We start from the raw sequence: 1,209 nt of genomic DNA, 5'->3' as shown, positions 1-1,209 counted from the left end.
TAGTTATTATTATCCCTGTTATAAGTTATCATTATCACCTGACCCCCTACTGACCCTAATAACCATATAAATTTAAAAATGAAAAAGAAGAGAGAGATTTTAAAATTTATTTGACTTTTGTGGTAAAATGAAATTGGAAATATTATAGATTCTTTAGACTGGAATTAATTATGTCGAAAAAAGATTGGATTGAAGTAAAAGAAAAATTTGAAAATAAAAAATCTGATTTTTTTGAGTTATTTTTAGAGTCAAATGATTTTTTTTATCCATCAAAAAATTTACCAAATATTTTTGATAAAAATAAAAATCTAATATATGCAAAAGATTTAGGTAAAGATAAACCAGGAAGTTGGATCCCTATTTATAGTAAAAAAGATTTACCTGATTTTTTTATACTTAATAAAATTTATCCTATAAGAAGTGGTCAGGCTGCTTTTTTCTTTTATAAAGGTGAAATTTTTTTAAATATTAAAGATATCAAATTTGATGAAATCACTAAAAATAATATAATGCCTTTAGAAGATTTTATACCAAAGTCATTAGAGGTAAAATTTCAAAGAAATGAAAATGCGTATTTAAATAAAGCGGTGGCACTTGGAATCATAAATCATTTTATAGATATTTATGAGCCTCTTAATATATTAAAAACAGAGATAAAGACTAAAAAATATACAAGATTATTATATGGTCAATTTGGAAAAATAAAGTTAATAGATCCTTTAATTTTCAAAACTACCAAAGGTAATAAAGTAATTGAACCAGGATTTCAATTTGAGATAGATTTGGTATTAGAAAATAGTAAAGAATTATTTATTATTGAAGCAAAATGTGGAGAAAAGGAGCGAGAAAATTTTTCACTATTACAACTTTACTATCCCTTAATTTATTTTAAATCGTTAATTAAAAATGGGAAAAGATTAAGAACAATTTTTATTGACATAGTTGAAACTTACAATAAAGAATATTACAAAATTCTTGAAATTAATTTTGAAAATGATCTGTTTGATAAAGTAAACATTATAAAAAGTTGTAAATATTTTTTTTAAACTCTTATAATTTTAGTATGAATGTAAATTTAATACGATTTTTTATACTTATACTTAATTTATTTGCTTTAGTTCAATTTACAATTTTTCAAAAAGCTTGATATTAAACCTCAATCCCAAAATATCTATTTACGAAATAGCCTATTAAAAATGTTATAAGTGT

The 1,209-nt window shown here is 22.0% G+C and carries 1 protein-coding gene; it reads left to right on the top strand.

The window, feature by feature from the left end:
* Window positions 1–170 precede the first annotated feature (170 nt).
* Window positions 171–1,046 (top strand): DUF6997 domain-containing protein, encoded by an 876-nt coding sequence (locus AC30RD_RS09640; protein WP_489494340.1) that lies wholly within the window; start codon window positions 171–173, stop codon window positions 1,044–1,046.
* Window positions 1,047–1,209 lie beyond the last annotated feature (163 nt).

It is taken from the genome of Nitrosophilus sp. (assembly GCF_982775275.1).
The sequence above is the reverse complement of the archived record's forward strand: the minus strand, read 5'-3'. Positions and strand labels throughout refer to the sequence as shown.